The sequence below is a fragment of the Nonomuraea sp. NPDC049750 genome (assembly GCF_040659625.1).
In the GTDB taxonomy this organism is placed as follows: domain Bacteria; phylum Actinomycetota; class Actinomycetes; order Streptosporangiales; family Streptosporangiaceae; genus Nonomuraea.
In genome coordinates this window covers 998,116-1,016,200 of sequence record NZ_JBFANB010000001.1, presented here as the reverse complement: position 1 = coordinate 1,016,200, position 18,085 = coordinate 998,116, and the positions used below count along the sequence as shown (strand labels likewise).

The 18,085-nt window shown below is 67.4% G+C and carries 18 protein-coding genes and 1 tRNA gene; 10 read left to right on the top strand and 9 right to left on the bottom strand.

Annotated elements, in window-relative coordinates; genetic code table 11:
- Positions 1 to 198: 198 nt before the first annotated feature.
- Positions 199 to 705: a SigE family RNA polymerase sigma factor gene (locus AB0J16_RS05020; protein WP_358534729.1), complete on the top strand. Its 507-nt coding sequence runs from the start codon at positions 199 to 201 to the stop codon at positions 703 to 705.
- Here AB0J16_RS05020 and AB0J16_RS05015 read toward each other — a convergent pair.
- Positions 662 to 1,156 (bottom strand): MarR family transcriptional regulator, encoded by a 495-nt coding sequence (locus AB0J16_RS05015; RefSeq protein WP_357957670.1) that lies wholly within the window; start codon positions 1,154 to 1,156, stop codon positions 662 to 664. The two genes, AB0J16_RS05020 and AB0J16_RS05015, sit on opposite strands and share 44 nt — an antisense overlap.
- Before the next feature lie 96 nt (positions 1,157 to 1,252).
- Here AB0J16_RS05015 and AB0J16_RS05010 point away from each other — a divergent pair, with 96 nt between their 5' ends.
- The 5 genes from AB0J16_RS05010 (at position 1,253) to AB0J16_RS04990 (ending at position 6,427) form a co-directional block, all read left to right on the top strand.
- The gene (locus AB0J16_RS05010; protein ID WP_358534727.1) at positions 1,253 to 1,816 is read left to right on the top strand and encodes a YceI family protein; all 564 of its coding nucleotides are present in this window, start codon (positions 1,253 to 1,255) and stop codon (positions 1,814 to 1,816) included.
- A 308-nt stretch (positions 1,817 to 2,124) separates the two neighbouring features.
- Positions 2,125 to 2,213 (top strand) — tRNA-Ser (locus AB0J16_RS05005).
- Positions 2,214 to 2,737: 524 nt separating this feature from the next.
- Entirely contained in the window at positions 2,738 to 4,042 is a 1,305-nt protein-coding gene (locus AB0J16_RS05000) for a molybdopterin-dependent oxidoreductase (RefSeq protein ID WP_358534725.1), read from the top strand.
- An 8-nt stretch (positions 4,043 to 4,050) separates the two neighbouring features.
- A complete protein-coding gene (locus AB0J16_RS04995; protein WP_358534723.1) occupies positions 4,051 to 4,599 on the top strand; it encodes a hypothetical protein in 549 nt (182 codons plus the stop codon).
- A 7-nt stretch (positions 4,600 to 4,606) separates the two neighbouring features.
- On the top strand, positions 4,607 to 6,427 hold the full coding sequence (locus AB0J16_RS04990; protein WP_358534721.1) for a glycoside hydrolase family 15 protein: 1,821 nt from the start codon (positions 4,607 to 4,609) through the stop codon (positions 6,425 to 6,427).
- Between the two features lie 334 nt (positions 6,428 to 6,761).
- On the opposite strand, the gene AB0J16_RS04985 is transcribed toward AB0J16_RS04990, so the two are convergent.
- Positions 6,762 to 8,252 (bottom strand): aromatic amino acid ammonia-lyase, encoded by a 1,491-nt coding sequence (locus AB0J16_RS04985; protein WP_358534719.1) that lies wholly within the window; start codon positions 8,250 to 8,252, stop codon positions 6,762 to 6,764.
- Between the two features lie 62 nt (positions 8,253 to 8,314).
- Here AB0J16_RS04985 and AB0J16_RS04980 point away from each other — a divergent pair, with 62 nt between their 5' ends.
- Both AB0J16_RS04980 and AB0J16_RS04975 read left to right on the top strand, forming a co-directional pair.
- A complete protein-coding gene (locus AB0J16_RS04980) occupies positions 8,315 to 9,868 on the top strand; it encodes an NAD(P)-binding domain-containing protein (protein ID WP_358534717.1) in 1,554 nt (517 codons plus the stop codon).
- Complete coding sequence (locus AB0J16_RS04975; protein ID WP_358534715.1) at positions 9,852 to 11,351, top strand: fatty acid--CoA ligase family protein; 1,500 nt, start codon at positions 9,852 to 9,854, stop codon at positions 11,349 to 11,351. The genes AB0J16_RS04980 and AB0J16_RS04975 overlap by 17 nt, the downstream gene beginning before the upstream one ends.
- Before the next feature lie 334 nt (positions 11,352 to 11,685).
- Here the strand turns inward: AB0J16_RS04975 and AB0J16_RS04970 are convergent, their stop codons facing one another.
- The 4 genes from AB0J16_RS04970 to AB0J16_RS04955 form a co-directional block, all read right to left on the bottom strand.
- On the bottom strand, positions 11,686 to 12,438 hold the full coding sequence (locus tag AB0J16_RS04970; RefSeq protein WP_358534713.1) for an AraC family transcriptional regulator: 753 nt from the start codon (positions 12,436 to 12,438) through the stop codon (positions 11,686 to 11,688).
- 36 nt (positions 12,439 to 12,474) lie between these two features.
- Positions 12,475 to 12,777: an antibiotic biosynthesis monooxygenase gene (locus AB0J16_RS04965; protein WP_358534711.1), complete on the bottom strand. Its 303-nt coding sequence runs from the start codon at positions 12,775 to 12,777 to the stop codon at positions 12,475 to 12,477.
- Between the two features lie 143 nt (positions 12,778 to 12,920).
- On the bottom strand, positions 12,921 to 13,514 hold the full coding sequence (locus AB0J16_RS04960; protein ID WP_358534709.1) for a TetR family transcriptional regulator: 594 nt from the start codon (positions 13,512 to 13,514) through the stop codon (positions 12,921 to 12,923).
- Positions 13,511 to 14,878: a hypothetical protein gene (locus AB0J16_RS04955; protein ID WP_358534707.1), complete on the bottom strand. Its 1,368-nt coding sequence runs from the start codon at positions 14,876 to 14,878 to the stop codon at positions 13,511 to 13,513. The genes AB0J16_RS04960 and AB0J16_RS04955 overlap by 4 nt, the downstream gene beginning before the upstream one ends.
- Before the next feature lie 289 nt (positions 14,879 to 15,167).
- Here AB0J16_RS04955 and AB0J16_RS04950 point away from each other — a divergent pair, with 289 nt between their 5' ends.
- Positions 15,168 to 15,641, top strand: a complete 474-nt coding sequence (locus tag AB0J16_RS04950; protein ID WP_358534705.1) for a hypothetical protein — start codon at positions 15,168 to 15,170, stop codon at positions 15,639 to 15,641.
- A 262-nt stretch (positions 15,642 to 15,903) separates the two neighbouring features.
- Here AB0J16_RS04950 and AB0J16_RS04945 read toward each other — a convergent pair whose 3' ends face one another.
- Positions 15,904 to 16,158, bottom strand: coding sequence for a hypothetical protein (locus AB0J16_RS04945; protein ID WP_358534703.1), 255 nt, complete (start codon positions 16,156 to 16,158; stop codon positions 15,904 to 15,906).
- Between the two features lie 170 nt (positions 16,159 to 16,328).
- On the opposite strand from AB0J16_RS04945, the gene AB0J16_RS04940 reads away from it, so the two are divergent.
- A complete protein-coding gene (locus AB0J16_RS04940) occupies positions 16,329 to 16,673 on the top strand; it encodes a hypothetical protein (protein ID WP_358534701.1) in 345 nt (114 codons plus the stop codon).
- Positions 16,674 to 16,764: 91 nt separating this feature from the next.
- Here AB0J16_RS04940 and AB0J16_RS04935 read toward each other — a convergent pair whose 3' ends face one another.
- Together AB0J16_RS04935 and AB0J16_RS04930 are read right to left on the bottom strand one after the other, a co-directional pair.
- Positions 16,765 to 17,247: a Pycsar system effector family protein gene (locus AB0J16_RS04935; RefSeq protein ID WP_358534699.1), complete on the bottom strand. Its 483-nt coding sequence runs from the start codon at positions 17,245 to 17,247 to the stop codon at positions 16,765 to 16,767.
- 110 nt (positions 17,248 to 17,357) lie between these two features.
- The gene (locus tag AB0J16_RS04930) at positions 17,358 to 17,942 is read right to left on the bottom strand and encodes a hypothetical protein (RefSeq protein WP_358534697.1); all 585 of its coding nucleotides are present in this window, start codon (positions 17,940 to 17,942) and stop codon (positions 17,358 to 17,360) included.
- Positions 17,943 to 18,085: the final 143 nt, after the last annotated feature.

Below are 18,085 nucleotides of genomic sequence, written 5' to 3'. Positions count from 1 at the left end.
CTAATAGGGTCACACGGCTGCGGGGGTGCTTCGCGGTACTCGTGCCTTCGAGAGCAAAATACGCACCCCTCGGGGCAGAAGTTGACCCCCAGCGACGTACAAACCGCCACCGACCTTGACCTACCTTTATCGTCGGCGGGCCGAATCCTGAATTCCGGTTACGCCCTATCTTGGCCTTTGGCTGCGATTCTGGCCACGATGCAGACCGCCAGCTGGGAAGAGGAGTTCCGCGAGTACGTCGTTGCGCGCGGAGCTGCCCTGCTGCGCACTGCCCACCAGCTCACGGGACATCCGCTGGACGCGGAGGATCTCCTGCAGAACGCGCTGACCAAGACGTACCTGGCATGGGATCGCATCCAGGACAGAGCCGCGCTCGACGGATATGTACGGCGGGCGATGGTCAACATCAACATCTCGCAGTGGCGGCGGCGCCGGCTGGAGGAGTACCCGTCGGAGGACCTGCCGGAGGTCGCCCCGGAGGCGGAAGCCAGCGGCGACCTGCACGATCTCCTGGAACAGGCGCTGATCCGGCTGCCCACCCGGATGCGGGCCGCGATCGTGCTGCGTTATTACGAGGACATGACCGAACCGGAGATCGCCAGAACGCTGGGCATCAGCCTCGGCACGGTCAAGAGCACGATGTCACGTGCCATGGCCAAGCTCAGGGTTGAGCTGGGCATTCCCCCTCAACAGCTCCGGCCGTAGCGCAGGGCCGTACGACATCCCGGATCGTGCGCAGCGTGGCCAGGAAGGTTTCCAGCTCCTCCGCGCTGAGCAGGCTGGTCAGGGACTTGTCGATGTCCTCGAGGTGCTGCGGCAGCACGATGTCGAGCTTCTCCCGCCCCGCGTCGGTGAGCGTGGCGTAGGAGGCCCGGCGGTCGACGGCGCAGGCCACCCTGGCCACCAGACCGTCGCGTTCGAGCCGGTCGACGACCCTGGTCACACCACTGGTGGACAGGCCCGTCTGCGCGGCCAGATCACTCATCCGCAGGCTCTGCCGCGGCGAGCGCCCCAGCCGGAGCAGCGTCTCAAAATCGATCTCGGACAGCCCGGCAGCGCCGAACACCGGCTGCATCCTGGCCGCGAGACCTGCTTGAACCTCCGACAGCAGGCCCATGGCCGTCAACCGGGGGTCATCAATGTTGACCACGTTCATAGCTTAGCCGACGATTGTTGACGAGAGGAATATTCCTCGTGTAGACATTTGTTGCCGCAAACATCCGCACAGCAACCATCCTCTGAGGAGAACCCCATGACCACTCGCACCTGGGAAGGCCTGACCGTCCCCGCCTCCGGCACCTACAACCTCGACGCCGCCCACACCACGATCGGCTTCGTGGTCAAGCACATGATGGTCAGCAAGGTGCGCGGCAGCTTCGGCGACTTCACCGGCTCCGTGACGATCGCCGACAACCCCCTCGAGTCGTCGGCCGAGCTCACGATCAAGACCGAGAGCCTCACCACCGGTGTCGCCGACCGTGACGGCCACCTGCGCAGCGACGACTTCCTGTCGGTCGAGAAGTTCCCGACGCTCACGTTCAAGAGCACCCGCGTAGTGAGCCACTCGGGCGACGAGTTCACCGTCGTCGGCGACCTGACCATCCGCGACGTCACCAAGGAGATCGAGCTCACGGTCGAGTACGGCGGCGCCGGCACGAACCCCTGGGGCCAGGCGGTGTGGGGCTTCTCGATCAGCAGCGAGTTCGACCGCGAGGACTTCGGGCTGACCTGGAACCAGGCCCTGGAGACGGGCGGCGTCCTGGTGGGCAAGAAGATCAAGGTCGAGATCGAGGGCGAAGCCAACCCGGCTGCCTGACGTCGCGCTTTGCCCAGCGGCCCGAGCCGCCCGACATCTGGATTTATCCAGCGGCTTTGACCCGCTTCAAGTCTCGTTCGGCCCGCGACCTGAGTCGCTTGACGTCGCGTTTTGTCCGGCGGACCCGCGTGGCGGGTCCGTGCGCCGAGCCCGCCCCCGCCGCGCCTTGGGGCGGGCTTGCTGTCTGACCCGTTGTCCACAGGAGGTTATTCACAGGCAGTGGATAACCTTTGGACAGGCCGGGAGGGGGAACCGCTTTGCTGCCTTGGCAGAAGGCCGGTACGCTGTCCTGAGCCGCGTGGCTACCAGGAGGATTCGCCTAGTCAGGTCTATGGCGCCGCACTGCTAATGCGGTTTGGTGGCAACACCATCCGGGGTTCAAATCCCCGATCCTCCGCAGATAGAAGGCCCTTCCCCGTTCAGAGGGAAGGGCCTTTTTTGATCTCTGCAGGGCTCAGGGTTGCAGTTGGCTCTCAGCCAGGGCCCCAGAGCGCCTCGTCCATGCGGTCGCTCGCGTCTCTCACCCGCATCGTCGCTACGTAGTCGTAGCGCTCTGTGGTCGTGACTCGGGTGTGACGGAGGATCTCCTGAACCACCCGGAATGTGTGCGCCTTGCTCGATCAGCAGGGTCGCCGCGGTGTGACGGGCGTCGTGGATCCGGGCGTCTCGTATGCCGGCTTGCTTGAGGATGGACTTCCACTGCTTCCAGTCCTCTGTGCGCTCGATGGGGCTGCCAGTCCGGGACCTGATCCCGTTGCCGCGCCTGCGACGTCATCGGCGGGAGCCTTCCGCCGCGGCTCCCCCTGGGGCGCGGAGATCGCGCGACGGCTCGGGTGACTGCGGCCACCGACGTCGGTCGGCCTAGTTATGCGATCCCAAATAGGGGTATTTCCGGCAGAACACTTGTTTCGGGGTGATTCGGTGTCAGATCGGAAAAACGTCACCGCTTGGCTGCGAGAACATCCCCCACCTGGCCCCTTCCGGCCGGAGTTCTGGCGCAGCCCGCTGCGCGGCCCGTGGCTGACCTCGGTTTTCGGCTTCGTCCTGCTGTTCGGGATCCCGATCATCGCGATCACCGGACTGGTGTCCTACGCCGCCTACGATCCGCAACTGCCGATCAACGACACGACCCCCGAAAAGGGATGGCTGGGCTTCTACCTGTTCGACTGGCCAACACACCCGGCCTGGCTGTACCGGGTCACGCAGGGAGTGCACGTCGTCCTCGGGCTGACGTTGACCTCGGTGCTTCTGGCCAAGCTGTGGTCGGTGATACCGAAGCTGTTCACCTGGCCACCGGCGCGCTCCCCCGCCGAAGCCGTGGAGCGTGCCAGCCTGCTGCTCCTGGTCGGCGGCGCGGTGTTCGAGTTCGTCACGGGCATCCTGAACATCCAGCTCTTCTACGTCTTCCCGTTCTCCTTCTACCCGGCCCACCTGTACGGGGCGTGGATCTTCCTCGCGGCCTTCGTCGTCCACGTCGCCGTCAAGCTGCCGAAGATGATCCGATCGCTGCGCTCGCGGAGCCTTCTCCATGAGCTGCGGACCAGGCTGGAAGAGACCAGGCCGGAGCCACCCGATCCCGATGGCCTGGTTCCCCCGTCTCCGGCGGAGCCCACCATGTCCCGGCGAGGCGTGCTCGCCTTCGTGGGCGGCGCCTCGCTGCTCACTCTCGGCCTGTCCGTCGGCCAGACAATAGACGGACCGCTGCGCCGCACCGCGCTACTGGCCCCGCACGGACGGGTCTACGGCCCCGGCCCCAACGACTTCCAGGTGAACAAGTCCGCCACCGCCATGGGTGTCCATCTGGCGGACACCAGTCCGGCGTGGAGGCTGGAGCTGGCCGGACCGCATCCAGCGCGCCTGAGCCGCGCCGAACTGCTGGCGATGCCGCTGCACACCTACGCGCTGCCGATCGCGTGCGTGGAGGGATGGTCCACCGAACAGTCATGGACGGGCGTACGGCTGGCCGATCTGGCCCGACTGGCAGGGGTAGTGCCCGGCATGGCGGAAGTGCTCGTCGAATCCCTGCAACGCGGCGGCTCCTTCAGCCGGGCGTCGCTGAGCGCTGGTCAGGTGGCCGACCCCCGTTCCCTGCTCGCCTTGAGGGTCAACGGCGCCGATCTGTCCCTCGACCACGGCTATCCCGCCAGGATCATCGTCCCGAACGCCCCAGGCGTCCACAACACGAAATGGGTCCGCGAACTCAGCTTCCATCCGACAGCGAAATGAGCGACGACATGCCTTCCCGGATCCGCAGGAGGATGGCCGGCCGCTATGGGGCCGACCCGTTGCACCTGCTGGCGCTGCTCGCCTGCTTCACCCTGGCCGGATACGCCGCGAGTCGCGTCGTCGCCGCGGGCATCTGGATCGGCTTCCTGGTGTGGTTCGTCGGCGCCGCGATCGTCCACGACCTCCTGCTGTACCCGCTGTACGCCCTCGCCGACGTCGCCGCGCAACGACGGCCGTGGCGTCGCCGCCGGCGACCGTCCGGCACCCCCACCTGGCCGTCATCGATCAATTACCTGCGCATACCGGTCGCGCTGTCCGGTCTGCTGTTCCTCATTTGGTTCCCCCTCATCCTCCGGTTGGCCGAGGGCGACTACCATCGGTCAACGGCGCTGGACACGAGCCCGTACCTCGGCCGCTGGCTGCTGGTCACCGGCGTGCTCTTCGCCGGATCCGCACTCGCCTACGCCGTCCGGCTGCGTCGGCACAAGGCCGCGGCTGAGCCGCGACGGCCCCGCCTTCGCGCACCGCAAGCCCCGCGATCCTCGCCGAGCGGATGAGGCGCCCTTGAGCACCAGGCCGATCAGCGACCACGCCCTGCTGGGGGACTGCCGATCCGCGGCCCTGGTCACCTCCGACGGCTCGGTGGACTGGCTCTGCATGCCGCGCTTCGACAGCCCATCGATCTTCGCCCGGCTGCTCGACGAGAACGCCGGACACTGGTCCATCCGGCCCACCCGGCCCACGGAGATCACCCGCAGGTATCTGGACGACACCCTGGTACTGGAGACCACCTTCCGCGGTCCGGACGGAACCGTGGTGCTCGTGGACGCCCTCGCACTGGGCCACGGAGAACGCGGCCACTCGATGGGCGCGTCCTCACCCGGCGTTCTCCTGCGCCAGGTGACCTGCGTCGAGGGACGCGTGCCGGTAGAGGTGGTGTACGCGCCGAGGCCCGAGTTCGGGCTGGTCAAGCCACTGATAGAGCCGCTCCGCGGCGGCCTGATCGCGCACGGCGGCGCCCACGTCCTCACCATGTCGACACCCATCGACCTGCGGGTGAGCGGCGCGGTCGCCGACACCACCCACACCCTGCGAGCGGGAGAACGCCTGGGGCTGGCCCTGCGGGCCGACTGGGCCTGGGGTCCCGAACAACCTCCTCTGAACCCCCGGCACATCCGCCGCCGCCTCAGGGACACCGTCACCGGCTGGCGCTCCTGGTCCCGGTTGCACGCGCGCTACCAAGGCCCCTGGCAAGACCAGGTCGGCCAGAGCGGCCGGGTGCTGCGAGCGCTGACGTTCGCCCCAACCGGGGCCATCGTCGCCGCGGCCACCACCTCCCTGCCCGAGAGCGTCGGCGGAGAGCGGAACTGGGACTACCGCTACACCTGGATCCGCGACACCAGCTTCACCCTGCAGGCACTGGCCACGGCGGCGTGCGAGATGGAGGAGACCGCCTTCTTCGCCTTCCTCGCCCGCGCCTCGGCCACCCAGCTCGACCACGACGCCGACCTGCAGATCATGTACGGCGTCGGCGGCGAGCGGGACCTGAGCGAGCGGCCCCTGACCCACCTGAGCGGCTGGCGGGGCAGCGCCCCGGTACGCGTCGGCAACGACGCCTGGCAGCAGCGCCAGATCGACATCTACGGGGAACTGCTCGACGCGGCCCACCAGATCTACCAGGAGGCGGGCCCGATCGACACACTCACCCGCTCCTTCCTGACCGGCGTGGCCGACGCGGCCGCCCACCACTGGCGCGAGCCGGACCAGGGCATCTGGGAGATACGAGCCCCCAGCCGGCACTTCCTGCACTCAAAGCTCATGTGCTGGGTGGGCCTGGACCGGGCGATCACCCTGGCACCCCTGCTGGACGCCACCAGCCGCGTCCCCGGCTGGACCCGCGACCGCGAGCAGATCCGCGACGCGATCCTGACCCACGGATGGAACCCGCAGGTGGGCGCCTTCACCCAGACGTTCGGCGCCGCCGATCTGGACGCGTCTGTGCTGATGATGCCCATGGTCGGATTCCTGCCCGGCGACGACCCACGCGTCCGGGCCACCGTAGACGCCGTGGCCACGCACCTGACCGACGCCCGCGGCCTGGTAAACCGATACCACGCCGCCGACGGACTCCCGGGAGAAGAGGGCACGTTTCTGCTGTGCACCTTCTGGCTCGCCCACGCCCTGGCGCTCGCAGGCAAGAGCAACCCGGCCAAGCAGGCGTTCCAGACCGCGACCTCATACGCCAACGACGTCGGCCTGCTGGCCGAGGAGGTCGACTCCGCCACAGGCGAACCCATCGGGAACTTCCCGCAAGCCTTCAGCCACATCGGCCTGATCAACGCCGCCCGCGCCATCCGCGACACAACCCAACCGCCGACGGGGTGACCACGCTCCACAGCAAGTTCCCGGTGAACTCGTCCAGCGCCACTGCGGCTTCCTGCGGTTATCCAGTGGCCCGGCACCATCCACCAGACGCCGCGTGTGATGGGCGCGCACCGATGGACTTGCAGCGGAGGCTTCTCCAAGGGAGAACCCCCAACGATCACCCCGATGGCGCAAGGGATTCGTTGAGCCGCTGCTGATTCTCACGCTGCTCAGCCTGGTCGGCTTGGCGGTGCTCGCGCCGGCGGCCGACCAGCTGGTTTCTCGGCTCGGGTCGGCTGGCCGAGCGGCTCGGGGTTCAGCCTGTCGTGGTGGGCGTGGTGGTGATGGCGGGACTTCAGGGGAGTATCGCGGTGAGCAACCCACCGGCCTTGCGGACATCGGCGTCCAGCGGGCGGTCGGGATCGACGGGAGGGATCGCCTCGACCAGGGCGTCGAGGAGTGCCGCGCAGCCTGGCGCCGTGGGGCGGCGGGCGCCAACGTACGCTGCCTGCCGCAGTCCTACCGCCAGCGAGCCGCAGAGCAGGTGCAGCAGGGCAGCCATGTCATAGGCGCGAAGGGCGGCCTGGGTACCGAACGGCACGACATCCTGGTTGTGCAGGTTGGTCGGCAGGCTCTGCATGCCGGCCGGAACAGCAGCGCGGCGGATCTCGGCGACGAACGCGGTCGTGGCGAGCTGTACGCCCTGCATCCCGTGTTGGCGGCCGGGTCCGGCGGCGAGCATCGGGGGTAGCCCGCCATTTCGGGCCGGATCGACGAGGAGGTCGAGCTGCCGCTCGGCGAGGTTGCCGAGCTGAGCGGTGACCATCGCCAGGACATCGGCGGCGAACGCGGCCGGCTGCCCGAAGAAGTTACCGCCGTGCACCACCAGGTCGTCGTCGGGGAAGAACAGCGGGTTGTCGCTGACGCTGGACAGGTCGGCCTCGACGACACCGTTGACGTACCGCAGGGCGTCCTCGGCGGCACCCAGCAGTTGTGGGGAGCAGCGGATGCTGTACGGCTCCTGCAGCGCACGTGTGTGGGTCGGGCTGATCCCGGAAAGGGTCTTGCGCATGCCGTCGGCGACGTCGACCGCGCCGGGATGGCCATAGGCGTCGAGCAGACGCGGGTTGAGGAAGCCCGGGTCGCAGCCGAGCAGATCGACCAGCAGACAGGTGAGCGCCTGTATCGCGCGATGGGAGGACCGGATGCTGTCCAGGGCCAGGGCGGTCGCGGCGGTGGTGAGGGAGGTGCCGTTGACGAGCGCGAGGGCATCTCGGCCGTCGAGCGTCAACGGGGTCAGCCCAGCATGGCGCAGCGCCTCGGCCGCGGGCATCCGCCGGCCGTTGACAGACGCCTGTCCCCGGCCACGTAATGCCTGGGCGGCATAGGCGAGCGGGATCAGGTCTCCGCTCGCGCCGACCGAACCGTAGCGTGGAATCACCGGAACGAACGTCGTGGCGAACATCGCGGCCAGCCCGTCGACCACGTGAGCCGACACCCCGGACAGTCCCTGGGCGAGAGACCACACACGCACGAGAATCGCGGCGCGGCTCACGTCATGGGCGAGATCCGGCCCCTGCCCGGCACCGAGGTGGGCCAGGGTGTTGTCGCACTGGTCCGTCTCCTCGTCCCGGCCGGCGAACCCGACCAGGGCGCCGAAGCCGGTGGTCGCGCCGTAGACCGGGCGCTCCTCCTCCCTCAGCACGCCGCGCAGGTGGTCACGGCCGCGCTCGACGCGGCCGCGGACGGCCTCGTCGACCACGACGGACACCGGTGTCGCGGCGCGGCGCAGGTCGGCGGAGCGCAGCGGGGCGCTGAGGTTGATGGAGCCTTCGACGGCGGGCATGCCTGGACCATAGGCGGTGAATTCTCAGAATCCTCTGAGAATCCGTCCGTAGCTTCCGGATCATGGTGCATGACTACCTGATCATCGGGGCTGGGCCGGCTGGGCTGCAGCTCGCCGCACTGCTGGAACTGGGCGGTCACGACTATGTCGTCCTGGAACGCGGAGCCGGGCCGGGTACCTTCTTCACCCGGTTCCCACGGCATCGCCAGCTGATCTCCATCAACAAGGTGCACACCGGGTACGAGGACCCGGAGTTGCGGCTGCGGATGGACTGGAACTCGTTGCTCAGCGACGATCCGGAGCTGCTGTTCACCCGGTACAGCGAGCTGTACTTCCCGCAGGCCGACGATCTCGTGCGCTACCTGTCCGACTTCGCGTCCGCGACCGGCGTCCGAGTACGCTACGACACCCACGTCTCCCGGATCAGCCGGGACGACGATGGGTTCACCGCCGTCGACCTCGGTGGACGTTCGTGGCGGGGCCGGCGGCTGGTCGTGGCCACCGGCGTCTCCCAGCCGTACATTCCGCCGATCCCCGGCATCGAGGCCACAGAACGCTACGACACGTTCGAGACCGATCCGGCGTCCTTCGTCGACCAGCGGGTCCTGGTGATCGGCAAGGGCAACTCGGCGTTCGAGACCGCCGAGGCACTCATGGACAAGGCCGCGGTCATCCACGTCGCCGGGCCGCACTCCATCAAGATGGCCTGGCAGTCGCACTTCGTCGGGCACCTACGCGCGGTCAACAACAACTTCCTCGACAGCTACCAGCTGAAGTCCCAGAACACGGTCCTCGACGGCACGGTGGAAAGTATCGAACGCCGTGATGACGGTCGCTATCGGGTGATGTTCCGCTACGCCCGTACCGTGGAAGCACTGCGCGAGCTGTTCTACGACCGGGTGATCGTGTGCACCGGTTTCCGGTTCGACGCCTCGGCGTTCGACGGCAGTTGCCGGCCGGCGCTGGTCATCAACGACCGTTTCCCCGAGCAGACGTCGGCGTACGAATCGACCACCGTGCCCGGTCTGTACTTCGCCGGCACGCTCACCCAGCAGCGCGATTTCAAGAAGTCCACGAGCGGGTTCATCCACGGCTTCCGCTATGGGGTGCGTGCGCTCCACCGGATCCTGGCCACCCGCTACCACGGTGAGACCTGGCCTGCCAGGAAGGGCGAGCCGGCCCCGGACGCGATCAGCGACGCGATCATCGCCCGGGTCAACCGCTCTTCCGCGCTGTGGCAGCAGTTCGGCGTGCTCGGCGACGTCGTCACCGTGGATGGCGACACCGCGCTGTACCAGGAGGAGGTCCCGGTGGCGTACGCCGCCGACGGCGGCCTCGGCCGTGCCCGGCACAGGTTCGTCGTCACCCTGGAGTACGGAAAGGATCACGACGCCGTCGACCCGTTCGACATCTCGATCCGGAGGGTCGTCGAGAACGACGTCGCCAACGCTCACGACGCGAACTACCTGCATCCGGTGGTGCGGCACTACCGAGAGGGGACGCCGACCGGCGTCCACCACCTCGCGGAGAACCTGGAAAACCAGTGGAACCTGCCAGCGGTGCACCAGCAGCCCCTGGCCGTCTTCGTCAAGGAGTGCCTTGCCGACGGCGGCTGAACCCTACCCGCGTTCCATTCTGGACCTCCTTGGCGCGGCTGGGGATCGATCCGTCTTCGAGCACGGTGCCCGTACCGTCACCGGCGCGCAGATGCTCGACCTCGTCCGGCGGATGGCCACCGGACTGCGCGCGGCGGGCATCGGGCCAGGGGATGGCCTCGCCATGCTGCTGGGCGTCACTTCCGAAGCGTTCGCCGCGATGATCGCCGGCTACGTCGTGGGGGCTCGGGTCGTCGGTGTGCGGCCCGGGCTGTCCGGCGGCCAACTGCGCCACGTGCTCCGCCAGGACGTCGCCGCGGTCGTGACCGACGCGACCATCGGGCCGGAGCACGCTCCGCGCACCCTGACCGTCTCCGAGCTGCTGGCCGTACCTGACGACGATGGTCCGCTGCACCTGTCCGGCCACCCGCACGACGTCGCCCGGCTCGTCTACACCAGCGGCAGCACCGGCACACCAAAGGCATGCGCACAGACCTACGCCGCGCTGAACGCGGCGTGGACGGCCCGCCCGGCGGCGTGGCCGCCGGCGATCCGGGAACTGGCGTCCCGCCTGCGGCGCTACCTCGTGTTCGGGTCGCTGAGCAGCCAAGTGATGATGGAGTACGGCGTCCTCACCCTTGCCGCGGGCGGGACGATGGTCGTCGCCGACCCGCCCACGTTTCCCGACGCGATCACCAGACATCGGGCGTCCGCCAGCGTCATCACCGTGCCCCGCCTGTACAAACTCGTCGCCGCGCAGCGTAGCGCCCCGGCCGACCTGAGCAGCCTGCGGGCGCTCATGGTGTCCGGGTCGCCGCTGGAGGCGTCCCGGCTCCGCGAAGCACTCGATGTGCTCGGCCCGATCGTGTTCCAAGGCTACGGGCAGAGCGAGACCGGCACGATCTCCATGGCCAGGCCGTCAGATGCCGCCCCGTCGGTCGGGTTCCCGCCCGACGTCATCGACGTCGTGATCCGGGACGCGGACGGCAGGCCCGTCCCGCCCGGTGTCGACGGCGAGCTGTACGTCCGCACACCCTCCCAGGCCATCGGGTACTGGGCCGAACCGACGCAGACCGCGGAGGTGTTCATCGATGGGTGGGTGCGCACCCGGGACCTGGGCCACTTCGACCAGGACGGGCGACTTTACCTGGTCGGGCGGACGCGGGACGTCATCATCGTCAACGCGAACCTCTACTACGCCGGTCCGATCGAGCGGGTCCTGGCCGCTTCCCCTGACATCGCGGAGGCGTACGTGATCGGCGCCCCGGACGAGGACACCGGCGAGGCGGTGCACGCATTCGTGGTACCAGTGGCGGGTCGGGCCCTCGACCTCGCCTCGTTGCGGACGCTGGTCAGCGAGCGACTCGGTGACGCATGCGTACCGGCGACCATCACCGTCATCGACGAGGCGCCGACGGCGCCGAACGGCAAACCGGACAAGCGCCTCCTGACGACCGCGATCCCCCGGACCGAGCCCTGCCGGAAACCGCCCGAAGGGTACTGACCAAGCAGGGTCGCGATGAGGAGACCCAGACCGTCATGCGCAAATACGGCGCCACCATCGTCGAGACGCCGTCCGAGCTCGCCGTCGAGCAGAACCTGGGCGCGGCTCTCGGCTGGCGTTCCTCCAGCGGCTTGGCTTCTCCGAGGTGAACGCGAGCGAGATCCTCCGTAACGCCGCGATCAGCGTGGCCCTGGCCACCGGGCTGGGCGATCTTGTTCGCCGAGCACGAAGCGTTATCCCCCGCGCCGCAGCCTCAGACCGAACGGATCCGGCGCCGGCCAGAGCGGTGCAGATCCGGGGCGGTCCGGCTCGCTACGAGCGCGAGCCCGCCCGGTCAGGGCCGGAAGCTGGCTCGGTACTCCGTGGGTGTGCGGGCGGTCAGCTGTCGGAACGCGGCGTTGAACGCCGACAATGACGTGTAGCCGACCATGAACGCGATCTCGGTGATCGGAGTGTCCCCCGCAGCCAGCTCTTCGATCGCGCGCAGCACCCGCATCCGGCGCAGGACTGCCCGCCACGTCATGCCCGTCTCGTCCTCGAAGCGCCGGGCCAGCGATCGTGGTGCCAGGCCCACCTCGTCTGCCACGTCCTCGAAGCGGATCTCGCTGCCGAGCCGCTGCTCGGTCAGCCGCAGGGCTCGGCGTAGTTCCGGTGAGCGTCCCACCGGTACGACGACGGGGCTCGGCTGCTCGGCGAGCCGCCAGGTCACTGCGGCGAGGGCGGTGAAAAGCGTCTCCGCGTACGCCGTGAGAGGTTCGTCGCTCTCACCCCAGGTGCCGCACTCGGTCACCAATGCGCGTGCCAGAGGGCTGAGGTCGAATACGGTCAACGGTGCCGGCGGGATCGCGGTGAATGTGGTGTCGAACAGTACCGACGCGGTCGTGACCGGCTGCGGGATGCTCACCTGTATCGCGTGACCCGCCTCGATCAGGGCGGCCCGGGCCGGCGGTAGGAGCCACGACTGGCCCTGCGCCTCGAGCCGGAGGGCACCGGTCGAGGCGCAGAGCAGGTAGTGGCGGTCCACCTTGAGCTCGCGGGCGGGCTCCCGTGGGAACGTACGGACGAAGCTGTACGCCTTCCGGGTCATCCACAGCCTCGCATGAACCAATCGTAGGGACGCCGGTCAGGCGACGGTCTCCACCAACTCCGCGTGGAAGCGCCGGCTCACCGGCGACCCGGTCATCATCGGGCGAATCATCTTGCCAGAGCGTGCGAAGGAGTCCGACTTCTGGTAGCCGGCGAAAGACTCCGCGTCCTCCCACTCGTGGATGATGGTCACCCGGGTCTCGTCCTCCCGGGAGGCGTACACCCGATAGGCAACGTTACCCGGCATCGCGCGTACCTCTTCGCGTTCGCTGTCGAGCTGGGCCAGGGCTGTCGCGCGGTCAGCGGCGGCGGTGTCGAAGTCGACAATGGCAATGATCACGAGGACCTCCTGATTGGGGGCGGCGACTGCCGCGAGCGGATGTCTCGATCCTCACATCGAGCCGGCCTGGTCGGCTTCCGCGAGTCGGACGCGTTCACGCTTCCAACGGACACGCCCTATCCAGGCCCTGATCTCACCGATTGTCAGGAGTCCGAGAGCTCTAGATGGGCGAGCGCGCTGTCCAACGCCGCCGGGGCGTCCAGCTCCGGGTTCTTGGCCCAGTCCAGCCAGACCGACAGCAGGATGCCGAACACCGCGCCTGCTACGGCCCGTACTCGGTCGTCGTGTTGCGGACGGTCGAGCCTGGTTGCGACCAGTTCGGTGAGCGTCTGCTTGGTGTTGGTGATGTTGGCGAGGCTGGCCGCCCACAGCGTGGGGACGCTGAGCACCAGCGCCTGGCGCTCCCGCTTCGCGGTCACGTCCGCGTCGGTCAGGTCGGTGAACACAGTACGGAAGGCGTTGCGCAGCGCCGGCACCGGGCCGAGTTCCGGCGGCTGGGCCGTGTACGCCTCGGCGATGAGGGTGTCGTAGTCATCGAGGGTGACCAGCGCTTCCTTGGTCGGGAAGTAGCGGAACACCGTCCGGTGCGAGACGTCGGCCGCCTGGGCGATCTGCTCGACGCTGGTGGCGTCGTAACCCTGCTCACGGAACAGGCGCAGCGCGTGCCGCTGAATGGCGGCGCGGGTGCCGGCCTTCTTGCGCTCCCGCAGTCCGGGCTGCTCGGAATCTGACATCATGCGAAATCCTTCAGCGGGATGACCGCCCGATACTTTCCGCCGGGGGATTGCTGCGGCGGCTCCTCAGCGCGTTCCAGGATGACATGGTCCAGCTTGTGGTCGGCGAGCAGACCGCCGATCCCGTCACGCACCGCCCGCCATACCGTTTCCGGGTCCGCACCAGGTGAGGGCCGCAGCCGTATGCGCAGGCTCGCCGGGCTGGTTTGGACGATCTGGTACAGCTGTACGCCAGGCGTACGATCCACGAGCGTGTTGAGCATCAGCGGCGCGATGACGACCTCGCCCCGCCCGGTGGCGAACGTGAGCACGTTGGCCACGCGTCCCTGCACCTGTATGGCCGGCAGGGGGTTGCCGCAGGGGCACGGGTCAGGCCGTTGCAGGACGCTGTCGCCGAGGTCGTAGCGCAGGATCGGTTGTACGCGGTTGGCCAGATTGGTCACCAGAACGGTGTGGGATCGCCTGCCCGGTGGGGTCGGAGAATGGTCGGCTTCGACCGGTTCGACCAGGGCCCAGTCGCTGTTGACGTGATACCAGCCGTACGCGCAGCCCTCGGTGAGGAAGGGACACTCGCTGGCGCCGTACGTGTCGCGCACCTTGGCTTTGAAGGCGCCGGCCATTCGCGCGTAGTCACCGCTGGTCAGCGTCTCGCCGGCGGGTTCGACCACCACCGGCGCGATGTGCAGCCGTCCAGACTCTTGCTCGGCGGCGAGCATGTTGAGGACGCTGCCGTACCCGAGCAGGAGGGCGGGGCGGAACTCGTTGAGCGCCTCGACCAGGGCATCGAGCGGGGTGTGCACGGAGAAGAGGCGGATGGTCTTGCGCTGTAGCCGGTGTGCGCGCATGCGGGCGGCGCCGGCCGAGACCAGGAAATGGCCGTTCGTCGCGGCCACGATGGCCATCCGTCCGCCGCCCGCCACGATCCGGGTGACGTCGGTGAGGTCCAGCCAGGAGCTCATCATCCGCATGCTGAGGGCGTAGTTGACGGCGATGTCCCGATCGTCCTTGACGAAGATCGCGGGGTTTCCTGTGGTGCCCGAGGTAGTGACCACCAGGTATCGGTCGAGGAACCGTCCGCCTACCAGTTGCGGGTCTGCGGCGAAGGCGCGTGCCCGCGCCAGCGTTACTTCGCGGTCGGTGGCCCAATGGTCGTAGTGCGCCATCAGCGCCTTCTTATCGGTGACCGGCAGCGATGCGGGGTCGTCGACGCGGGGAGGCAGGCCGCTGTAGAGATCCCGGTAGTAGGGCGAGTGGGTACGGGCGTGCTCGACGATCTCGGCGAGCCGCCGACGCTGGACTGTCGCCCACTCGTGGCGCCTTCTGGTGCGGCGTGCGTCTTGCAGCAGCCGTGGAACGCTCTCCTTCATGCCGAACATTCTGTCATATGACTGTCAAAAGTTAGTGGTGTGACATGTTTTACCGTCCAGATGGCCACAGCGAGGCAGGTCGGGCCGAGTTGCCCGGCGGGCGCAGTGCGGTCAGTCAGCCGTACGCGGGCGCGAGAACGATGGGCGTCAGGGCGATCACCACGGCGGTCGTACGCGACGAACGCCCAAGTGCCGCCGACCCTGCGTCGCCTGCCAACAGGGGCATCTCCACCCGGCGCCTCGTTAGAGTGTTAGCTCTGGATCGCTCTCCCCCGATGCGAGGACAAGCATGGCGGACGAACCTGCCAAGCCACGACGGCTCACTGTCTACGCTGAAGTCGCCGCCGTTCTGGCCCTTGTCGTGGCGATCGTCGGCGTGGTCATCGCCGTTTTCGCGTTCGAGCATGACAAGGAAGTCGCCGATGGCGGCCAAGGGGCCACTCCGGTGGTCACGGTCACGGAATACTCGCCAAAGGCCGTCAGCCAGGAATCCGCCGAGGCCGACTCTTCTTCTTCTGGCTTTTGGGGTGCGGCCGGAGTGGTGGCTCTGACCATAATCACTGGCCTGATCTCCAGCTTTCTGGTCTTCAAGTCCTGGGAAGAGCTGATAATCTCCGACTTTATCGTTGTCCTCATCAACGCAGCTGTCGCGGGAATGCATACCTACGTACTGTCCCTGATGGGCATCACCTTGATTTGGGCGATCGTCATCGCAGTGGTATTCGCGGTGATCGGGTTCTTCGCCAGCGTGTTCGCCACTTAGATCGGAGCGTCCGCGCAATACGGCGCGATGCCGGAGGCCGTCCCGACTAACGTACCGCCGCGGCTTTCCAGGACCGACTCCCCGCTTCGCGAGGCTGCCCAGCACGCCACGGTTCGAGTAGGCGTCTTCGGCGACCTACTCCGGCCGGGCCGTCCAGGCGCTGTCCGCCGACGCCCCTGGCCCCGTTGATCATTGGGAAATCGCCGGAGGCGGTGTCGACCATGCTCGCCGACAACCAAAGAGCAGCTCAAAACGGGTCTATTTAGATATTCGACCAGTTTTTCTCGGGCGTTTCTTTATGAATCAGATCGAAGGCTCGGGTATCGGGATGATGTATCTCCATCACGAACCTGGCGTGCTTATCCCGGCACTTGAAAGGACATCCCATGACCGCCATCGCAGAGGCCGAGCGTACCGAGACCTCCGAGCGCGAGGTGAAGGGCGTTCCCTGGAAGCGCTGCTGCTTGCCGCGCTTGCGGCTCGCCGCGGAGAAGAAGAGGAGAGCGGAATCGAACACCCGCTCCTACTCGCCGCGCTCGCCAACCGGTAGTGGTACGACTCCCGATCGCAGGCAGAAAAGGAGTTCCTCAGCCGGCGTGAATCGACAGCTAGGGACAGCACACATCGACCGCAGAGGAGCAACTCATGGCGTCAGAGGAAGCCGCCGAACCGACCGAGCATGACCCGGTGGATTCGCTGATCGACGACGTCATTCGCGACATCCTCAATGAGGCCAGCCAGTCCACCAAGGTTCTTGCCCGCGGCGGGGACTCGATGGCCGCCCTGATCGAAACAGCCCTCACATCGGGGACGCACGCGATGCCGAAGGCATCGACAATCGAACGGCTCCTGCTCGCGCAGGTTCTGGCCTCCGCTCTGGCCGACTCTCTGGCGCCCGCGCTGGCCGAAGCGCTGACTCCCGAGATCATGAAGGTCCTGGAGCAGTACACCGTCAACAGCAAGGCCGGTGACTCGAAGCCGGCAAGGGCCGCCACCACCACAGCCAGAGGAACCAGCAGAAAGAAGACGTGAGACATCGGAGGCGATGTCGGGTCATGAGCGCCGCCGGGCTGGAGGCTTCATGAACGCGTTGCAGCCGGCGTTCAACCGATCCCGGGCCGTGTCAGAGCAGGCGTTCCAGGAAGACCATGATCGTCATGACCATGATGCCGGTGACGATCAGGTTGACGGACCAGCGCAGATTGCGGTGTTTGGTGCGCGCGATCCGCGCGATCCGCAGGGCGTCGGTGGCCAGGAACAGCTCGTAGTCCCTGGTCTCGGTGTTCATCCGCTCGATCAGGGCTTCGGGCGTGGGCTCCTCGGCGTAGACGAGAATTCTCTGCCCGCCCTGTTGGGGCGACGGTGGGCGGATGGTGATCAGGATCAGCAGGACCGCCGCGGACAGCAGGATCAGCGCCAGGATGACGCCGAAGCGCCCGACTCCCGGGAATTGGGCCGGACCGGTGAGGATGAGGGTGACCATCACGCCGTACGCGACGCCCGCCCAGGACAGCAGGAGGCCGGCCCTCTTCTCACTGGCGCTGATCAGCTCGGCGCGGGCCGCGGTGGTGGCGGCGTCGAGCCGATCCCTGAGGAACGGGGACATGGACGCATGCTGCGCACCGCTGTCCTCTCCGGAGTGGCCGCCAGAGGTAGCTGATTCGTGGTTCATGGTGGGCGGTCCTTTCCGTCGGGATCGTGGGCCTATGGGGCCGACTAAGAGCGAATGCCGCGAATATGGATGACCCGGTCCGGTTCTCCGATTCCTCGAACCTCAACCCATCCCTTCGGTGAGACATACCCCCGTCGCGCAAGCCGCCACTTCAGACTCCAAGGAGCCAGCTCTTTGTTGAACATCTGGGAGAGTCCTTCGGTGGTGTCGGCGAAAACGTACGCGTAGGCGTAGACCTGCCCGCGATTAGTCCACTCCCAGCGGTCGACAGGACGTTGAAGGACTGATTCGAACCAGTCGGCGGCCCGGTTGGCCATGACCTTGATCGGCCCCGTCGTCGTCATGGCGAGGCTCGTTGGTATCTCAGGCAGGGTGCTGAGCTGATTGTGCAGCTCATCGGCCTGCAGTGTGTTGCCGAGCAGGTGGACGCCTACACAGAGCAGAGTCTGGTTCGCGCAGTCGTCGTCGATATGAAGCCCGGCAACCAGCCGATCGTCGCTATCCCATGGCGCAAGCCAGGTGTCATGACGCTCCGTCCAGCGCGCTGCTCGGGCGCGGAGCGTCTCGGCAAAGACCAAATGCTCGCCTTGCAGCGATCGGCCCGCCTCAAACCACCCAAAACCTGACATGATCGCACACGGTACGGGGAGCCCTGCCATTACAGCATCGGGTTTATTCCGGCCATCCGTAGACGATGTGATCTTCGCCGCTATTGCACTGGTCAGGATGCCAAGCAGGCTGGCAGCCCTGCGCAGAGCCCTCCACGGACGAA

What these genes read in the sequence shown, in the direction of transcription:
- AB0J16_RS04980 (WP_358534717.1), top strand. Translation starts at nt 8,315, where the DNA reads ATGGTGCATGACTACCTGATCATCGGGGCTGGGCCGGCTGGGCTGCAG.
- AB0J16_RS04985 (WP_358534719.1), bottom strand. Translation starts at nt 8,252, where the DNA reads ATGCCCGCCGTCGAAGGCTCCATCAACCTCAGCGCCCCGCTGCGCTCC.
- AB0J16_RS04935 (WP_358534699.1), bottom strand. Translation starts at nt 17,247, where the DNA reads ATGTCCCCGTTCCTCAGGGATCGGCTCGACGCCGCCACCACCGCGGCC.
- AB0J16_RS04950 (WP_358534705.1), top strand. Translation starts at nt 15,168, where the DNA reads ATGGCGGACGAACCTGCCAAGCCACGACGGCTCACTGTCTACGCTGAA.
- AB0J16_RS05020 (WP_358534729.1), top strand. Translation starts at nt 199, where the DNA reads ATGCAGACCGCCAGCTGGGAAGAGGAGTTCCGCGAGTACGTCGTTGCG.
- AB0J16_RS04960 (WP_358534709.1), bottom strand. Translation starts at nt 13,514, where the DNA reads ATGATGTCAGATTCCGAGCAGCCCGGACTGCGGGAGCGCAAGAAGGCC.
- AB0J16_RS04930 (WP_358534697.1), bottom strand. Translation starts at nt 17,942, where the DNA reads ATGTCAGGTTTTGGGTGGTTTGAGGCGGGCCGATCGCTGCAAGGCGAG.
- AB0J16_RS05015 (WP_357957670.1), bottom strand. Translation starts at nt 1,156, where the DNA reads ATGAACGTGGTCAACATTGATGACCCCCGGTTGACGGCCATGGGCCTG.
- AB0J16_RS05010 (WP_358534727.1), top strand. Translation starts at nt 1,253, where the DNA reads ATGACCACTCGCACCTGGGAAGGCCTGACCGTCCCCGCCTCCGGCACC.
- AB0J16_RS04970 (WP_358534713.1), bottom strand. Translation starts at nt 12,438, where the DNA reads ATGACCCGGAAGGCGTACAGCTTCGTCCGTACGTTCCCACGGGAGCCC.
- AB0J16_RS04995 (WP_358534723.1), top strand. Translation starts at nt 4,051, where the DNA reads ATGCCTTCCCGGATCCGCAGGAGGATGGCCGGCCGCTATGGGGCCGAC.
- AB0J16_RS04955 (WP_358534707.1), bottom strand. Translation starts at nt 14,878, where the DNA reads ATGAAGGAGAGCGTTCCACGGCTGCTGCAAGACGCACGCCGCACCAGA.